Here is a 16,767-nt window from a genome sequence, read left to right as displayed (position 1 = left end):
CGAGGAACAAATGCAAACCTCGCCAGGACAAGCCTGCCTGCGCACGGCCGCAATAACTGCGATGCATTGTATCAGTCGAGTTCTCACGGCCGGTTGTCTAAACGACCCTAAAACGTTATCCCTGAGGCATTTCCCAGACAGCAGCGATACTTCAGCAGCGCGAGTAGGGCAATTCCCAAGCATGCTGATTCTGAAGCATTTGGTTTAAGGTTCAGAAATGTCTTACGGCAAATGGATGTATTGCTTCTGGGTGCATGGCAGGAAATGTGGTGGGGCCCGATGTGTTTGGCGCAAAAATTCAGCGCCCATGATATCGACCCGCCCGCGCGTCGCGGGCAAACCGCCTCATACTCGATCCGGCGTTTCTGAGTCGAAGAGCCCGGGTGAGTATAAGGGACATTTAAGAGTCCGATGTGCCGAATCAAAGAAGGTGCGATACTTTCAATAGGGCATTACATGGTTTGAGGAAGGAGTGCAAGTCTGCGTGTGGGGTATATCCGTGCAGGTTGAGGGGGGTAGGATTTGAACGTGCCATTAAACACGTGACTCCTTAACAAATACGGAGTGTTCATATGTCAGAGCGTGCTGCTGTTAAACAAAATCTGGAGCAAGTCACAGATATACTGAGGTCAGATCCTTTCGAAGGGCGAGACTTTTTCTGGGAACAGCATCGGTTTGCCAGGGATGGATACTTGAAGATTAATAACCTGATCCATCCTGAAGTACGCGATCAAATTTCTGTTGATGTGAAGTACCTCTTGGCAAATTTTTCAAAGCGCCGGGATTTTTTGATTGAATCGACGGGCAACACGCCGCGCTATTTGAGTAACGTTCCTCAGGAAAGCATCGAAGCCCATGGGCGGTATATTCCGCATGCTTATAGGTCTCGCTACCTGAGTAGTTTGATCAGTCACATAGTTAAGGAGGAGGTTATCCCAACCCCTTGGAAGTGGGATAACTTCATCATTAACAGTCAGCATAAGTCAGGTGATACCCATGGTTGGCATTGGGGCGACTACCCCTACACGATCATTTGGATCGTCGAGGCACCGGCACTCGAGGCAGGAGGTTTGTTGGAGTGCGTACCGCATACGTATTGGGATAAGCAGAACCCCCGAGTAGAAAACTTATTGGTGGAAAACAAGATCGACTCCTACTTCCACGTCACAGGTGATGTCTATCTGCTCAAGGCAGACACCACGCTGCATCGGGTTAAACCACTGACACAAGATGTCACCCGCATCATTCTCAACACCACGTGGGAAAGGGCGAGGGACAAGGATCGGGAAGTCGAGCACGAAACCTTCGTCTTCCGGGATTGAAGTTTGAGGATTAGCGCATGACCAAGGTCAAATACTCACACGCTAACCTGATCGCCACTGACTGGAAAAAGATAGCCAAGTTCTATGTTGATGTATTTGGCTGTGTTCCGGTCGGCCCTGTGCGTCGGCTTTCAGGGCAATCGGTGGCAGATGGTACCGGGTTGATAAAACCGGAGATCGAAGGCATACATCTTCGGTTGCCCGGTAACGGGGAGGGCGGGCCGACGCTAGAAGTATTTCAGTATTGTCATTTTCATGATGAACCGGAAAAGTTTGCCAATTCGCGCGGCTTTAGCCACATCGCATTTGAAGTTTCCGACGTGGAAGCTGTATGTGCAAAAGTGATCAGCTCAGGTGGATGGCTGCTAGGGAAGTTGGCGAGGCAGCCTGTCGAGGGGGTAGGTATTTGCACCTTCATATACGTCCGTGATCCCGATCGAAACATTATCGAACTCCAGGCCTGGGAGGCACCATGAAGCGTGTACTTGCACATTTCGATCTGGTGAAACCCAAGTTTCCCAAGGGAGACACCAGAATGGAAGAGTTCTATGCCTCGACCAGCTATGTGAACGCTCTAGCTGAGCAACATCCGGGGTTCATCTGGCGTGAGACCGAAGAGGATCAGCCGCTGCTGGATCAGTTATGGGGCGAGGGTTATCTCTACACGCTCTCGCTGTGGAGGGACGTCGAATCACTCAAGGACTTTCTCTATAACACCTCGCACAAGTCATTCATGCGGCGTGGAAGGGAGTGGTTCGAGCCCATCTTACGCCCCCGGGTAGTGTTGTGGTGGGTCGAGGAAAGTCATATCCCCACCTTACGCGAGGCCCATACCCGACTCACGCGATTGCACGAGGTTGGGCCATCTCATGACGCTTTTGACCTGCGCTGCAGCGAAGTACCGACCGTTCTGTACTGAGGAGTGGAGATGAAAGAATTAGCTCGGAATACACAACAGCAACTTGCCGACTATTATCGCTGTTTTCTCGGAGATCCGGCACAACTTGTGGCTGCACGGCAATCGGTCAGATTGGCCCGCAACATTGTGGAGCAGATGGAGGATGAATGGACCGCGGTCGAGGAGGGCCTAGTTGATCTGCGTGACCTGCCCACTACACAGGATGCATTTCTCTCGTGGTACGTCATGTACGAGAAGAGGATCAATGAAGATATTCGCTTCTTCGTGGACTTCATGCGCCACCAGGCCAGTTCTGAACAGGTCGCTTACTACATCTGCATGGAGGAAATGGTTGATGGTTCTTTCGATGACCTGATGGCAGTGGCTCAGTTGGGTATGCCGATTCGGTGCAAGATGGTCGCCGGCGAGAACTATTGGGATGAAATGGGCAATGGAGACTTCGCCGCCGTGCACACCACGATGTTCCGCACCTCTTCCAGCTACATGCGTGATCTGTTGGAAAAGGCGGGTGTCAGCGTGCAGGTGCCCCCCCTTGAGTGCCTGATGAATGGCAACATCCTGCTGATGTGGGCCGTACGCCGCGAGTTCAACATGCGCCTTATCGGTGCGATGGGGTTGGTGGAGGGATCGGCGCCGGTACGCTTTGGTGCCACCACGGCGGCCATGGAGCGCTTGGGCTTGCCAAAAGACGTGATCGCCTATCACAAGGCCCATATCAGCATCGACACCCGGCACAGCGCCGCCTGGTACGAAACAGTGCTGCAGCATTACGCGGCGGGTGGTGAGGATGTAGTGCGCGAACTCTCTCTGGGCGTGATGATCCGCTACAACGTCGCGCTGCGTTACTACCACTACATGTATAAGACCATGCGGAGCCTGGGATGATCACTCATCGACAGACGGTGGTCGTCATCGACCCGATCAGTTCGGCCCGGCGCTATGGACATGATATTCGCCATAAGGGTTATCACGCGTTGGCCCTAGTGACCCGCAAGCAATTTCCCGGGCGTTTGCAGAAGCTGCATGGAGTCGACGAATTCGACGAGGTGGTGCATGTCGAGAACCTGGAACAGGCGAAGATCAGCATGGCCGGAAGAGAGGTGCATGCGGTCATCCCCGGTTCCGATTCTGCATTGCGAATAAGCGACCGGTTGGCGGCTTACTTGGGCTTGGCGGGCAACCCGATCCCAACCTGTGCTGCGCGGATGAACAAGCTTGAAATGAAGCGTCGTCTGCAACACGAGGGCGTCCCGGTCATGCCTGCGTTCAGGCTTTCCATGAATGACCTGGCCGAGGGCCATGATCCGGGTATTGCTTTCCCCGTGGTGGTTAAGCCGACCGAGGGCACAGGTGCGAGGAATGTTAAGGTCTGCCAGTCCAGAGGTGATATGTACAAGGCTCTGGGGGCCATCGAAAGCAATTTCGAGCCTGGAGGGCAGGAGGAAAAGCGTGCTTTGGTGGAGGCGTATGTCGAAGGCCCTGAATACTTTATTGTTACTGCAAATCTGGGGGTGTCGGGGCGACAGATTCTCTGCTTCGCCGAATACGAAAAGATTCGCGTCGGCGACCACCCCAGTGTCTATCGCAACATTCGATCCATTTCGCCCTTAAGCGATCAGGCGCGCCAGGCATTTGCCTACATATCCGAAGTCAACTCGGCCATCGAGGCCAACATTGGCATCAACGATATTGAGTTCAAGATCAACTCGGCGGGACACTTCATCATCGAACAGAACGGCCGCCTGCCCGGTGCAAATGTGCCTTCATTGATCGAGTTGTGCACCGGGCTTAACTGCTACGACCTCAACATAGATATCTATTTGGGTCATGCGCCGCTCACCTTGGCAGTCCCGCACTACGACAAGCATTTCTGTATCTGTTGCCTGATTTCTGAACAGAGCGGCACTGTGACGGGAATTGAAGGTATCACGCTGATCGAAGAGCTCGATTCGTTTCATGAGCTTGGCTTTTTTGTGGAGAAAGGCGAGGCCATCAAGGCGACACGAGACTTTCTGTCGGCTTGGGGTTTTGTCTACCTCATCCATAAGGATCCTGAAGTACTGCGCAGGCATTCGGATACCGTTCATGAGCGTCTGAAGCTGGCGTTTGCCTAGCTAGAGGATCAACGGCAGGTGTTGGGTGAGGGCAAATCCATGTCGAACTGGTTAGTGCTGGTGTGTTTGATCTTGCTCGCCTGTGCAGTCTGCGGGCGTGTGGCTACGATGCTTGGCCAGAACCGGGTAATCGGGGAAATCGTTGCCGGTATACTGCTGGGTCCCACTTTGTTAGGGGCTTGGTTTCCGCAAGTGTCGGCAAAGGTGCTGACACCTGAATCGATAGAGATTGTCCGAGCGCTCGGCGAACTGGGGCTGATCATGCTGATGGTCGAAGTTCCCTGGCATGCCGCAGGTGTCGGAGAGTGGCGGGGAGGGCAACGTGCCCCGGCCTTGATCGCGAGTCTCGGAATCGTGCTGTCGTTCTTCATCGGCTGTGTCATCGGCGCCTGGTCGAAACCGTCTATTGCGCCGACGCCGCCCTATTGGTCCTACGTGATCTTCTGTGGGGTCGCACTGTCGGTGACAGCGCTGCCGGTGTTGGTGAGGATTATCCAGGAGCATGGAGGCATTGATGGGCAAGCCGGTCGATTGTCGCTCTCGGCGGCGGTGTATACCGATGTGTTCGCCTGGTTTGCACTGGCGATGGTGTTGGCATTGCACTTAGGTGGGGCGGGCGGCGTGTCCGAGAGCTTACTCAAGGTATGCGGTCTTTTAGCTTATGCCGGTCTGATGTTCGTAGTGGTCCGCCCATGGCTGAAAAACCGCATCGCTCACACTGCATTAAGTGAGCGTTCCCGTGTCGCAGTTGCCTTGGTCTATTGCCTGGGATCAGCGCAGGTTACCGCGATGCTCGGTTTCCACCAGGCCATCGGCGCGGTCATGGCGGCCTACGTGTTTCACGACCTGTTCTCGATGGAGCAGGCATGGCGACGCTGGATCGGCAGGTTCGGTCATCTTTTTCTTACCCCGATTTTCTTTGCCTGCTCAGGTATTCAGGTTTCGCCGGCCGCTTTCGGGGAGCCTAGTCTTTGGTTGTGGCTGCTGTTGTTCCTGCTGGGTGGGACTATCGGCAAAGTGCTGGGCTCATATATAGGTGCTAGGGCATCGGGGTTGAGACCAATTGTTTCCATTGAAGTCGGCGTACTGATGAATACGAAAGGTCTTGTGGATTTGGTTGTGCTTGGCGTAGGACTCGAGGTAGGAGTGTTGTCGGAAAGTTCCTATAGTGTTCTTTTGGTACTGGCTGTTGTTTCAACTGCATTGACTAATCCGCTAATTTCGTTGCTAGCTTCGCGCTCGCGAAAGAGTATGCCGGGTTTATAAGGCCCCGTCCCGCGGGGTTTGATTTTTGTCATAAACCCGACTACTGTCTGGAGCGATCAGGGATCATTTATAATAAGGAACATTGCCTTGGACGTATTCATGGGGTTGCTGGCGGCGGCGTTCTGGGGAGCGACGGACTTTTTGGTCGGCGTGAACGCACGAGCAGTTGGGGTTAAACGAGCGGTGTTTTTCGGGCAGTTGCTGGGCTTTGTTCTAATGGCAATTATTATTGTCTTTTCAGCCAGTCAGTTGGAAAAGTTCATGTCTGCGCCTTGGCGCGCGCTAGGTGTTGGGGTAGTAGCATCTTTATGTACCGTTGTGGGGGCATTGGCGCTGTCGAAGGCATTTGCTGCTGGCAAAACTGCAGTTGTGGCGCCCCTAGTCACCTCGTATGGCGTTTTTACCACCCTGTTGGCGTGGCTGGGGGGGGACGCCCTGTCAGGGTGGCAGGTGAGCGGTATTCTCGTTTGCTTCTTCGGGGTTTTACTGGCCAGCCGAAGTCATCATGACGGTGATTTCGAGCGCAGGATCACCAGCACGATATCTGTAGGGTTTGCCTTGCTGGCGGCCATGCTTTACGGCATCAGCTTCTGGATTCAGGGCAAGTACGCCTTGCCGCAGCTGGGGCCGGTTAACATGTTGGCGCTGGGCTATGCAGTGGGGGTCATGTTTCTAATCCCTGAGGGATTCAAGTTGCTGCGGGACCACGCGACGATCAGCTTGAAGACCTTCGGTTCACTGTGCGGCGCCAGTCTTTTGAACCTGGGCGGGTTCTCCGCGTTTTCTTGGGGCGCACTCAATGGCTCGGTTTCCGTCGTCACCGTCATCAGTACCCTGTCGGGCGGCATTGCTGCGATCCTAGGGTACTTCTTTTATCGCGAGCGGCTGTCGGTCACTCAGGTTGGTGGGGTCAGTCTGGTGTTGTTAGGGGCTGTGCTTCTGCATCTTTACGGATGAAGCTTTTTCGCAGCGATGCAATTTTTTGCGGTGATTTCTTTTGGGGCCCTTTGCCAAGGGCGTATGTTTTAGTTGCTGGCCTAAAGATATGAGTGGTCATAATAATGGACTATCGAGGCTATCTTCCAAAAAGTCATGTAGATATGTTGCCTTGCATGGCGGCATTTGCTGTTGTTGAAGCGGGAAGCTTTGTGGATGCGTCGGCCCGGCTAGGACTGACTGCATCCGCAGTCAGCAAGCAAGTATCGAAGCTTGAGAATGCATTATCGATTCGATTGCTCGAACGCAGCACTCGGCAGCTGAAAGTCAATGCCGAGGGGGCTCAGGTCTATTCACATTGCAAAGAGCTGCTTGAGTCTTCGGCGAATATATTTAGGCTCAAGGAGCGATTTCTTGAGAGTCCGCAAGGACTTATTCGCATCGCGGTCCCACGGTCCTTGTATGGAACATGTCATCAACTTATTCCCGAATTTCTCGAGCGTTACCCGGGTGTGAATGTGCAGCTCATTTCGAATGAGGGAGCTTTGGACTTCATCGCTGAAAGCATAGACATCGGTATCAGAATTACCGATACCCCGCCGTTAGGGTTGGTCGCGCGCAAGTTATTCCCTGTCGACTTTGTAGTCTGTGCTGCAGGCAGCTACATAGAAAAATATGGTCGACCGGTACACCCTTCCGAGTTGGCGGAGCACAGTTGCATACCTTTTTCCGACTTCAGCGAAAGCCAGACCTGGGAATTTTTATCGGCGCAAGGTGCTTGTGACGTCAGTTTTTCAGGTCGCTACGTTTCAGACAGTGCGGAAGCTGTATTGAACGCAACCCTCTCGGGGCTGGGTATTTCCTGTCTTCCTGCCAGGCTGGCTGGCCAAGCGATTGCCGTCAACGACTTGGTGGAAGTGCTGCCCGAGTGGAAGTACGTGGGGGCTTTGCAGGGAATGGCGTGGATCCTCCATCAACCTGGGCGACATGTGTCACAGAAGGTCAAGGTGATGGTCGATTACCTGGTCTGCGCATTACGCAGGACAGGGCGAGCCTGAGAGCAGGATCACTGACGCAGTCGACAAGGAGATAGCGATGAAGGCACGGGTTGCCGAGTACTATTGTGAAACCTGCTGGTATTCCTACGACCCGGCACGGGGTGATCCGGAAAATGGTATCGAACCGGGTACGGCATTCGAAGATGTTCCGCAGCAATGGTGCTGTCCCGACTGCGGCCTGGGCAAGGAGGCTTTCGTCCCCCAGGAGCGTTGAGCGCTGGGCAGTGACACTCGCTGCCGATTCCCTGACCCATGTCATCGCACCTTCCCGATTTTTGACTAGTCTTGCCTACTGGCGGCCAGCAAAAATCCGCCACCGTGACTACCAAGAGGCGTCGGTCATGTTCCGTGCGTCCACCACACTGGCGCAAGCCCTGTGGGTGCAGGTTTACCCGCGAAGAAGCCAGCACCTGCCTCAAGGCCTGCGTTCGAAGTTCTTCGCCGCTGCCGCCGCCAGGTCCGGTGGCAGGAAGTCCTTGTCCGGGTTGTAGTCCGCCTTCAGGTACCGCTTGAGGTCCACCAGGTCCTGTGGGCTCAAGGTGCCGGCCGCCTGCTTCAGGCTCAGGTTGTCGAGAATGTAGTCGTACCGGCTGTTGTTGTAGTCGCGAACCGAGGTGTACAGCTGGCGCTGGGCATCGAGCACGTCGACGATGTTGCGGGTACCGACCTGGTAACCGATCTCGGTGGCTTCCAGCGCGCTCTGGTTGGAAATGATCGACTGCTTGCGCGCTTGCACCTGTTCCACATCGGTATTCACGGCACGGTGCAGGTTGCGTGTGTTCTCCACCACCTGGCGGCGCAGGCTCTCGCGTTGTTGCTCGCTCTGGCTCAGGCGCTGGTATGCCTCGCGTACCTGCGAGCTGGTCAGGCCACCGCTGTAGATCGGAATGTTCAGTTGCAGGCCGATGCTGGTCTGCTCCACGTCACCGCTATAGCGCACCCCCAGTTGCGAAGGGTTGGTGAAGCCCAGGCTGTCGTTGTCGCCTTTCTGGTACTTGGCTACCGCATCCAGGGTCGGGGCGTGGCCGGCCTTGCGCTGGCGCAGGGTTTCTTCGGCGGCATCGACTGCGTAGTTGGTTGCCAGCAGGTTGAGGTTCTGCCGCCCGGCAGTCTCGACCCAGGCCTTGGCATCGTTGGGCGTGGGCACCTGTATGGGCAAGGTGTGGACAACGCCCTGGATCGACGTGTATTCGCGGTTGGTGAGGGTCACCAATGCCTCGAAGGCATCCTGCACCTGGCGCTCGGCGATGATCCGGTTGGCCCGGGCGGTGTCATAGCTGGCCTGGGACTGCAGCACGTCGGTCTTGTCGGACAGGCCGACATCGAAACGTTCGTTGGACTGGTCGAGCTGGCGCTTGAAAGCCGATTCTTCGGCCTTGGTGGCTGCAAGGTTGTCCTGGGCTCGCAGCACGGCAAAGTAGCTTTGCGCGGTCTGCAGGATCAGATTCTGTTCGGTGGCAGACAACTCCAGCGCTGCCTGCTCATTGACAGCTTCGGCGGCCTGCAACTGGAACCAGCGGTCGGCGCGGAAGACAGGTTGCGCCAGGGTGGCGCTCCAGGCGTTGCCGCTGCGGTTGGAGGTGATCGAGGGTTCGTCGAGCTTGGTGCGGGTGTTCATCATTTCGGCACCTGCCGACAGGTTGGGCAGCAGGCCGGCGCGGGCCTGGGGCACCACTTCGCGGCGCGCGCCATAATCGGCGCGCGCGGCGGCAAGATCGGCGTTGTTGTCGACCGCTTCCTGGTAGACGCTGACCAGGTCAGTCTTGACCGTCATGGGCACATCCGCTGCCCAGGCCACTCCGTTGGACGCACAAGACACGGCAATCGCCAGTGAAAGTTTGCGCAGCATAGAGGCAATCCTTGTACGAAATTTAATTACTGAACTGTTGAGTATCGAGCGTTGAGGCAGTGTAGTGCCATGCGCAACTGGCAACAATCGTTGGCTGTGCCTTTCATCATCCCCCCGTTTTACACGCTTGGCTTTGCCGGCCACTCCAGTCTAGACTGCGCACGTTCTTGTCGGGGTGCCTTGAAGCAAAGGCTGAGATCGCATAGGTGCGGATCCCGTTGAACCTGATCAGGTTAGCGCCTGCGTAGGGAACAAGATTGCTCGCCTTCCCGGGGAGCCTCTTGTGCCAGGTCCGGGAATGTCGCAGCTGCAAGCAGCTCAAGGCACTCCATGTATCCGGCACTGCATGCCCGCCAAGGGGTGCGTCCGCGTCTTTCAGGTTCTCCCCGACATTCCACCGCTAGGAAGCTGTCTGGAGCCTGTGATGAGCAAACAAGAAAAAACGATCAACCTCAGCGAGTCGGCGCAAGTCGATCAGCAGTCCGTGCAACCCTTCCCGCGTTCGCGCAAGGTCTATGTCGAGGGCTCGCGCCCGGACATACGCGTGCCGATGCGCGAAATCAGCCTGCACGACACCCCCACCGACTTTGGCGGCGAAGCCAACGCGCCGGTGATGGTCTATGACACTTCCGGCCCCTACACCGATCCCGACGTCATCATCGATGTGCGCAAAGGCCTGGGCGATGTGCGTTCGGCCTGGATCGACGCCCGTGGCGATACCGAGCGCCTGGGTGGGCTGAGCTCGAACTTCGGCCAGCAGCGGCTGAACGACGCCGAACTGGCCAAGCTGCGCTTCAACCATGTGCGCAACCCGCGCCGCGCCAAGGCTGGCGCCAACGTCTCGCAGATGCACTACGCCCGCCAGGGCATCATCACCGCCGAGATGGAATACGTCGCCATCCGCGAGAACATGAAGCTGCAGGAGGCCCGCGCTGCTGGCTTGCTCAAGCAGCAGCACGCCGGCCACAGCTTCGGCGCCAACATCCCCAAAGAGATCACCGCCGAATTCGTGCGCGAGGAAATCGCCCGCGGCCGCGCGATCATCCCGGCCAACATCAACCACACGGAACTGGAGCCGATGATCATCGGCCGCAACTTCCTGGTGAAGATCAACGGCAACATCGGCAACAGCGCCCTGGGTTCCTCGATCGAGGAGGAAGTGGCCAAGCTGACCTGGGGTATTCGCTGGGGCTCGGACACGGTCATGGACCTGTCGACCGGCAAGCACATCCATGAAACCCGCGAGTGGATCATCCGCAACTCGCCGGTACCCATTGGTACCGTACCGATCTACCAGGCCCTGGAGAAGGTCGGCGGGGTTGCCGAGGACCTGACCTGGGAGCTGTTCCGCGACACGCTGATCGAGCAGGCCGAGCAGGGCGTGGACTACTTCACCATCCATGCTGGCGTGCTGCTGCGCTACGTGCCACTGACCGCCAAGCGGGTCACCGGTATCGTCAGCCGCGGCGGTTCGATCATGGCCAAGTGGTGCCTGGCGCATCACCAGGAGAATTTCCTGTACACGCATTTCGATGAGATCTGCGAAATCATGAAGGCTTACGACGTGAGCTTCTCGCTCGGTGACGGGCTACGCCCAGGCTCGATTGCCGATGCCAACGACGCTGCGCAGTTCGGTGAGCTGGAAACCCTTGGCGAGCTGACCAAGATCGCCTGGAAGCACGACGTGCAGTGCATGATCGAAGGCCCTGGCCATGTGCCGATGCAGCTGATCAAGGAGAACATGGACAAGCAGCTGGAGTGCTGCGACGAAGCGCCGTTCTACACCCTCGGCCCTTTGACCACCGACATTGCGCCTGGTTACGACCACATCACCTCGGGCATCGGTGCGGCCATGATCGGCTGGTTCGGCTGCGCCATGCTGTGCTACGTCACCCCCAAGGAGCACCTGGGCCTGCCGAACAAGGATGACGTCAAGACCGGCATCATCACTTACAAGATCGCCGCGCATGCAGCCGACCTTGCCAAGGGCCATCCGGGCGCGCAGATCCGTGACAATGCCCTGTCCAAGGCGCGTTTCGAGTTCCGCTGGGAGGACCAGTTCAACCTGGGCCTGGACCCTGACACCGCACGTGCCTTCCACGATGAAACCCTGCCGAAGGAATCGGCCAAGGTCGCGCACTTCTGCTCGATGTGCGGGCCGAAGTTCTGCTCGATGAAAATCACCCAGGAAGTACGGGAATACGCCGCCAACCTGCGCATCGATGCGGTGGATGTATCGGTTGAGGAGGGGATGCGCGAGCAGGCCGAACGGTTCCGCCAGGAAGGCAGCCAGCTGTACCACAAGGTGTAAGCCGCAGCGCTGATCTGTTGCAGGAGCGGCCTTGCCGGTGCGCCGCTCCTGCAACGACCGTGTCGATTTGTTTTCTTTTGTCGAGTAACAACAATGACAACTCCCAGCCATTTTTCCCCCGACCACCCTGTCCCCACCAGCCAACGCCCGTTCGGTGGTCGCGACCTGTTCTCGCTCTGGTTTTCCCTCGGTATCGGCCTGATGGTCCTGCAGGTTGGCGCGATGCTCGCTCCAGGCCTGGGCCTGGCCGGCGCGGTGCTGGCCATCGCCCTGGGCACCGGCGTGGGCGTGCTGCTGCTTGGGGCGGCAGGCGTGATTGGCAGCGATACGGGCCTTTGCGCCATGGCCACCCTGCGCCTGAGCCTGGGCAGCCAAGGCGTGCGCCTGCCAGCGCTGCTCAACCTGCTGCAACTGGTCGGTTGGGGCGCGTTCGAGATCATTGTCATGCGTGACGCCGCCAGCCTGCTCGGCGCGCGCACCTTCGGTGAAGGCAGTCTATGGAACAGCCCGATGTTCTGGACCCTCTGCTTCGGTGGCCTGGCTACGCTGCTCGCGGTCAGCGGGCCGCTGGCATTCGTGCGCAAGGTGCTGCGCAAATGGGGGATCTGGCTGTTGTTGGGCGCTTGCCTGTGGCTGACCTGGAACCTGTTCGCCAAGGCTGACCTGGGCGAGCTGTGGCGGCGCAGCGCAGATGGGTCGATGTCGCTGGCTGTGGGCTTCGACATCGTCATCGCCATGCCGCTGTCCTGGTTGCCATTGATCGCCGACTACTCACGTTTTGCCCGCAGCGCCAAGCGAGTGTTCGGCGGGACCGTGCTCGGTTACTTCATTGGCAATACCTGGTTGATGAGCCTTGGCGTGGCCTACACCCTGGCCTTTGCGCCGAGCGGTGAGGCCAATGCGCTGCTGCTGGCCCTGGCCGGTGCCGGGCTGGGTATTCCGTTGCTGCTGATTTTGCTGGACGAGTCGGAGAAGGCCTTTGCCGATATCCACTCGGCTGCGGTATCGACCAGTCTGCTGGTACGCCTGAAGGTCGAGTACCTGGCGTTGGGCATCGGTGTGCTATGCACCCTGATTGCCCTGCTGGCGCCGCTTGCCCAGTACGAAAACTTCCTGCTGCTGATCGGCTCGGTGTTCGCGCCGCTGTTCGGTGTGGTGCTGACGGACCACTTCGTGATCCGCCGCCGCCGCCTTCCAGCACAAATTGATGGTTTGCACTGGCAGGCGCTGCTGGCCTGGGCGGTGGGTGTGGTGGCCTATCACAGCATCGCTGCGCAAGCGCCAGAGTTCGGCGCTACCCTGCCGGCATTGTTGCTGGCGGGTGGGCTGCATGCGCTACTGAGTCTCAGCCGCGGCCGGGGAACAGTTCGGGCTTGAGCACGCCGTTCAGGCGTGGGTAGGGGATTTTCAACTCCACGTGGCCCATGGAGTAGGGCGCGATGGTATAGACCTCATATTTGACCACCACTGCGCCGTACGTCAGGGCGATGTGCGGCGACTTCTTGAATGGCCAGGTTTTGACGAACTCGGCATCCTTGTCCATGCCCACGCTGATCAACCAGGCGCGGTGCGATTCTTCTACCGTTTTCCAGAAGGTATCTTCCTGGCCCGGGACCAGCATGTCTTGCAGGGCCAGCACCTTGTCCAGCTTGCGCGAATAGTTGATGAAGCCCCGGCCTGGCATGCCATGGGCGCCGCCGCTGTCGAGGTAGCTGGACAGCTCGATGATCACCAGCCCGTCATGCTGTTCACGTACCTTGGCTTGCAGGTAGCTGCTGTTGCGTTTGTCGGCGGTGGCCAGGTATTGCTGCTCATACGCCTGCAAAGTGCTTGGTGCGGTGCCATGCTGGTTGTCTTCGGTCAGTTGCAGCAGGCGTTTTTCGACGATGCCGTCGAGCTTGGGCAGGTCCGGGAAGTGAATGGTGTCAATGTTCACCAGTGGGCAGTCACTCTCGCTGCAACCTGGCTTTACGTGCTCCCAGGCCTCGCGCTTTACCTCCAGTGGGGCACGGTAATTCGGCGCGAACAGGCTCTGGCAGGCACCGAGGGCCAAGGCCAGCACAGCCACGGCAGTCAGTTTGACAAGTGTCATGATGATCCTTGCAATACAGGGAAAAGTCGGCCTTTGACCGCCTGCGCGGCCTTCAGTTCGCCACTAAGCTAACAGAGAGAAGAGCCGCTGTCCCGACTGCGCGAACGGTTACCGGAAAGGGGTGAAACAGGCAGGCGTGCAGAGTAGGATGGCGCGAAGCAGTATTTGAGGTAATGAGGATTTCCATGTCAGACGCGTTGAATTCAGTGCCCAAGGGCTTCGACATCATCGAACGGGCCAATTGCTTCCAGGGCTTCTACAAGCTCGACAAGCTTCGCCTGCGCCATGAGCTGTTTGCCGGGGGCATGGGCCGCGAGATCAGCCGCGAACTGTTCGTGCGCCATGATGCCGTTTGCGTGCTGCCTTACGATCCACTGCGTGATGAAGTGGTGTTGATTGAGCAGTTTCGCGTCGGCGCGCTGGATAAAGTCGACAATCCCTGGCTGATCGAGATGGTCGCCGGCCTGATCGACAAGGACGAACAGCCTGAAGAGGTCGCGCATCGTGAAGCCGAAGAAGAAGCCGGTCTGACCTTCAGCGCCCTGTGGCCGATGACCCGTTATTTCCCATCGCCCGGCGGCAGTGATGAATACGTGCACCTGTTCCTTGGCCGCTGCAGCAGCGAAGGCGCCGGGGGGCTGCACGGCCTGGAAGAAGAGGGCGAAGATATCCGCGTGCGGGTCTGGTCGTTCGAAGATGCCTTGCAGGCCGTGCGCGACGGGCGCATCTGCAATGCGGCGACGATCATTGGCCTGCAATGGCTGGCGCTCAACAGAGATGAAGTACGAGGTATGTGGAAGTGAACCTGCTGCGTGAGCGTTATCGGGTCGATCTGGCCGGGCTGCAGGCAGCCTGTGAAGCCAACTACGCCCGGCTCATGCGCCTGCTGCCCGACATGCGTACCACCCAGAGTTCGCGCCGCATCGGCATGACCCAGGGCGACCAGATGCTCGGTGTGCTGGTGCTCGATGTGGTGCTGGCCTGCCCCTACACCACCACCCTGAGGGTGCGCCAGGAGCACAGCCTGCCTTGGCTACCGGTGCCCCACCTGGAGGTGCAGGTGTACCACGATGCGCGCATGGCCGAAGTGGTCAGCGCCGAGCATACCCGGCGCCTGCGCAGCATCTACCCGTATCCCAACCAGTCCATGCACCAGCCGGATGAAAAGGCCCAGCTCAATCTGTTTCTCGGGGAATGGCTGAGCCACTGCCTGGCCTGTGGTCACGAGCTGGCAAGTGTGCGCTGAAATGTGATGCCGGTCGGTTTCGACTATTTGCTCGCAACCAATCCCCCGCCATAATTCGTGCTGAATTCCCCGAGGAGACGGCCGGTGCCGCACCCAGACCCCTCTCAGGCACCCGTATGCGTGGTGCAATTGACTGACGCTCACCTGTTCGCCGACCCTGCGGGCATGCTGCTGGGGCTGCGCACGCGCGACAGCCTGCGCCATGTGATCGCCCAGGTGCGCCGCGAACAGCCGTGTATCGATTTGCTGCTGTGCACCGGTGATCTTTCGCAGGATGGCAGTGCTGCCTCGTATCAGGCGTTCCGTGATCTGACGGGTGACTTCGCCGTACCGGCGCGCTGGTTGCCGGGTAATCATGATGAAGCCAGGGTCATGGCCGAGGTGGCGCCGGAGCTGGTGCAGGCGGTAACCGATATCGGCGCCTGGCGTATCATCATGCTCAATTCGGCGGTGCAGGGTGCGACCCATGGGCTGCTTGAGCCGTCACAGCTGTCGCTGCTCGATGATGCGCTCTTGTCGGCAGGTGGGCGCCATTGCCTGATCTGCTGTCACCATCAACCTGTGGATATCGGCTGCGCCTGGATCGCACCGATCGGTTTGCGCAATGCTGACGAATTGTTGCGCCGGCTTGAGGGTTATCCACAGGTGAAGGCGCTGCTTTGGGGGCATATTCATCAGGAGTGGGATGAGCTGCGTGGCGGTTTGCGCCTGCTGGCCACGCCATCGACCTGCATACAGTTCGCCGCTCGTAGCGAAGACTTCAAGGTGAGCGAGGAGCAGCCGGGTTACCGGTGGTTGCGCCTGCATGCCGACGGGCGGCTGGAGACCGGGGTGCAGCGGGCCACGGACTTTGAGGTGAAGCTCGATTTTGATAGCCCGGGCTATTGAAACCAGGGGCCGCCGTGCAGCCCAAAAATTGTTGCGAAAAACCCGCCGCAGCGCCAAAACACGGCGAACACGCTACACTGCGCATCCCTGCGCCTCCACCATCGGGCGCGAAGCCAAAGATTCCGGGGGCAGCATGTCGGGTTCCATCCTCTATATCCATGGCTTGAACAGCTCACCGCTCTCCACCAAGGCGCGTCAGCTCCAGGCTGTGATGCAGCAGCTAGGCCTGTCAGGCCAGTTGCGCGTACCCGCCTTGCACCATCACCCGCGCCAGGCCATTGCACAGCTCGAAGCCGCCATCGCCGAACTGGGGGCGCCCCTGCTGGTCGGCAGTTCGCTCGGCGGCTACTATGCCACCCATCTGGCCGAGCGCCATGGCCTCAACGCCCTGCTGATCAACCCGGCGGTCACCCCGCACAAACTGTTCGACGGCTACCTGGGCACCCAGCGCAACCACTACAGCGGCGAAACCTGGGAACTGACCCACGATCATGTCCAGGCCCTCGCTGAACTGGAAGTGCCGGCCCCAGCGGACGCCAGCCGCTATCAAGTGTGGTTGCAGACCGCCGATGAAACCCTGGACTATCGTCACGCCGAGCGTTATTACCGGGCGTGCGCGTTGCGTATCCAGGCCGGTGGCGACCATGGCTACCAGGGTTTTGCCGAACAGATACCAGCCCTGCTTGCCTTCGCCGGAGTTGCCCGGGGGCAGTATGCGGCGCTCGATTTTTCTGTATTTTGATTTTTTCGCATTCACCAGACTGAC

At 58.3% G+C, this 16,767-nt stretch carries 17 protein-coding genes and 1 riboswitch; of the genes, 15 read left to right on the top strand and 2 right to left on the bottom strand.

Annotation, left to right across the window (positions count from 1 at the left end):
* Positions 1 to 572: 572 nt before the first annotated feature.
* The 9 genes from BLX42_RS02200 to BLX42_RS02160 all read left to right on the top strand — a co-directional run bounded on the left by BLX42_RS02200 (position 573) and on the right by BLX42_RS02160 (position 7,829).
* Complete coding sequence (locus BLX42_RS02200) at positions 573 to 1,322, top strand: hypothetical protein (protein WP_046788130.1); 750 nt, start codon at positions 573 to 575, stop codon at positions 1,320 to 1,322.
* 17 nt (positions 1,323 to 1,339) lie between these two features.
* Positions 1,340 to 1,798, top strand: coding sequence for a VOC family protein (locus tag BLX42_RS02195; RefSeq protein ID WP_046788129.1), 459 nt, complete (start codon positions 1,340 to 1,342; stop codon positions 1,796 to 1,798).
* Positions 1,795 to 2,241: a DUF3291 domain-containing protein gene (locus BLX42_RS02190; protein WP_046788128.1), complete on the top strand. Its 447-nt coding sequence runs from the start codon at positions 1,795 to 1,797 to the stop codon at positions 2,239 to 2,241. Before BLX42_RS02195 ends, BLX42_RS02190 begins: the two co-directional genes overlap by 4 nt.
* A gap of 9 nt (positions 2,242 to 2,250) precedes the next feature.
* Entirely contained in the window at positions 2,251 to 3,126 is an 876-nt protein-coding gene (locus BLX42_RS02185; RefSeq protein ID WP_080952214.1) for an iron-containing redox enzyme family protein, read from the top strand.
* Entirely contained in the window at positions 3,123 to 4,355 is a 1,233-nt protein-coding gene (locus BLX42_RS02180) for an ATP-grasp domain-containing protein (protein WP_161871043.1), read from the top strand. The genes BLX42_RS02185 and BLX42_RS02180 overlap by 4 nt, the downstream gene beginning before the upstream one ends.
* Before the next feature lie 39 nt (positions 4,356 to 4,394).
* Positions 4,395 to 5,621 (top strand): cation:proton antiporter, encoded by a 1,227-nt coding sequence (locus BLX42_RS02175; protein WP_161871042.1) that lies wholly within the window; start codon positions 4,395 to 4,397, stop codon positions 5,619 to 5,621.
* Positions 5,622 to 5,708: 87 nt separating this feature from the next.
* A complete protein-coding gene (locus BLX42_RS02170; RefSeq protein ID WP_046788125.1) occupies positions 5,709 to 6,578 on the top strand; it encodes a DMT family transporter in 870 nt (289 codons plus the stop codon).
* A gap of 104 nt (positions 6,579 to 6,682) precedes the next feature.
* Complete coding sequence (locus BLX42_RS02165; RefSeq protein ID WP_161871041.1) at positions 6,683 to 7,615, top strand: LysR family transcriptional regulator; 933 nt, start codon at positions 6,683 to 6,685, stop codon at positions 7,613 to 7,615.
* A gap of 37 nt (positions 7,616 to 7,652) precedes the next feature.
* A complete protein-coding gene (locus tag BLX42_RS02160) occupies positions 7,653 to 7,829 on the top strand; it encodes a rubredoxin (protein ID WP_046788123.1) in 177 nt (58 codons plus the stop codon).
* A 201-nt stretch (positions 7,830 to 8,030) separates the two neighbouring features.
* Here the strand turns inward: BLX42_RS02160 and BLX42_RS02155 are convergent, their stop codons facing one another.
* Positions 8,031 to 9,464, bottom strand: a complete 1,434-nt coding sequence (locus BLX42_RS02155) for a TolC family outer membrane protein (RefSeq protein ID WP_115273751.1) — start codon at positions 9,462 to 9,464, stop codon at positions 8,031 to 8,033.
* Between the two features lie 161 nt (positions 9,465 to 9,625).
* A riboswitch (TPP riboswitch) is annotated at positions 9,626 to 9,732 on the top strand.
* A gap of 156 nt (positions 9,733 to 9,888) precedes the next feature.
* Between BLX42_RS02155 and thiC the strand changes: the two genes are divergently transcribed.
* Together thiC and cytX are read left to right on the top strand one after the other, a co-directional pair.
* A complete protein-coding gene (gene thiC, locus BLX42_RS02150; RefSeq protein ID WP_161871040.1) occupies positions 9,889 to 11,775 on the top strand; it encodes a phosphomethylpyrimidine synthase ThiC in 1,887 nt (628 codons plus the stop codon).
* 93 nt (positions 11,776 to 11,868) lie between these two features.
* On the top strand, positions 11,869 to 13,152 hold the full coding sequence (gene cytX / locus BLX42_RS02145) for a putative hydroxymethylpyrimidine transporter CytX (protein ID WP_046788120.1): 1,284 nt from the start codon (positions 11,869 to 11,871) through the stop codon (positions 13,150 to 13,152).
* Here the strand turns inward: cytX and BLX42_RS02140 are convergent.
* On the bottom strand, positions 13,121 to 13,867 hold the full coding sequence (locus BLX42_RS02140) for an RsiV family protein (protein WP_046788119.1): 747 nt from the start codon (positions 13,865 to 13,867) through the stop codon (positions 13,121 to 13,123). The two genes, cytX and BLX42_RS02140, sit on opposite strands and share 32 nt — an antisense overlap.
* Before the next feature lie 185 nt (positions 13,868 to 14,052).
* On the opposite strand from BLX42_RS02140, the gene BLX42_RS02135 reads away from it, so the two are divergent.
* The 4 genes from BLX42_RS02135 to BLX42_RS02120 all read left to right on the top strand — a co-directional run bounded on the left by BLX42_RS02135 (position 14,053) and on the right by BLX42_RS02120 (position 16,743).
* Positions 14,053 to 14,670: an NUDIX domain-containing protein gene (locus BLX42_RS02135; protein ID WP_012316503.1), complete on the top strand. Its 618-nt coding sequence runs from the start codon at positions 14,053 to 14,055 to the stop codon at positions 14,668 to 14,670.
* The gene (locus tag BLX42_RS02130) at positions 14,661 to 15,113 is read left to right on the top strand and encodes a DUF1249 domain-containing protein (RefSeq protein WP_042111790.1); all 453 of its coding nucleotides are present in this window, start codon (positions 14,661 to 14,663) and stop codon (positions 15,111 to 15,113) included. Before BLX42_RS02135 ends, BLX42_RS02130 begins: the two co-directional genes overlap by 10 nt.
* A gap of 84 nt (positions 15,114 to 15,197) precedes the next feature.
* Positions 15,198 to 16,001, top strand: a complete 804-nt coding sequence (cpdA, locus tag BLX42_RS02125) for a 3',5'-cyclic-AMP phosphodiesterase (protein ID WP_161871039.1) — start codon at positions 15,198 to 15,200, stop codon at positions 15,999 to 16,001.
* Between the two features lie 133 nt (positions 16,002 to 16,134).
* Positions 16,135 to 16,743 (top strand): YqiA/YcfP family alpha/beta fold hydrolase, encoded by a 609-nt coding sequence (locus BLX42_RS02120; RefSeq protein ID WP_046788117.1) that lies wholly within the window; start codon positions 16,135 to 16,137, stop codon positions 16,741 to 16,743.
* Positions 16,744 to 16,767 lie beyond the last annotated feature (24 nt).

Origin of the sequence: Pseudomonas sp. SG-MS2 (assembly GCF_009933855.1) — a bacterium.
Lineage (GTDB): Bacteria > Pseudomonadota > Gammaproteobacteria > Pseudomonadales > Pseudomonadaceae > Aquipseudomonas > Aquipseudomonas putida_E.
The sequence above is the reverse complement of the archived record's forward strand: the minus strand, read 5'-3'. Positions and strand labels throughout refer to the sequence as shown.